We start from the raw sequence: 300 nt of genomic DNA, 5'->3' as shown, positions 1-300 counted from the left end.
ACTGTCTGGTCGACGCTGCGCCGGCTCGGCCTGCGGCACAAAAAAAGTCGCTGAGGGCCGCTGAGCAGGACCGGCCGGACATCGCCGACCGGCGCGATCAATGGCGGGTATGGCAGCGCTATATGGATCCGGCGCGCTTCGTGTTCCTCGACGAGACCGGCGCCTCCACCAACATGGTGGGGACTGTCGGCATTTTCGTGTGTTGCCGGTCATGAGGGAAAGGAAGGACCTCCCCCATGGCTCGAAGGAAAGCGCCACATATCGCCGATGAGTTGCTGGACCAGCTACTCTCCGGCACGG

At 63.7% G+C, this 300-nt stretch carries 1 pseudogene; it reads left to right on the top strand.

Annotated features, from left to right (window positions below):
* A pseudogene (locus tag E2C05_RS33960) lies at positions 1-215 on the top strand (hypothetical protein); the annotation flags it as partial.
* Between the last annotated feature and the right edge of the window lie 85 nt (positions 216-300).

This window comes from Paracraurococcus ruber (assembly GCF_004353985.1).
Taxonomy (GTDB): Bacteria; Pseudomonadota; Alphaproteobacteria; order Acetobacterales; family Acetobacteraceae; genus Paracraurococcus; species Paracraurococcus ruber.
Note: the sequence above shows the minus strand (reverse complement) of the source record. Positions and strands in the feature narration are given on the sequence as shown.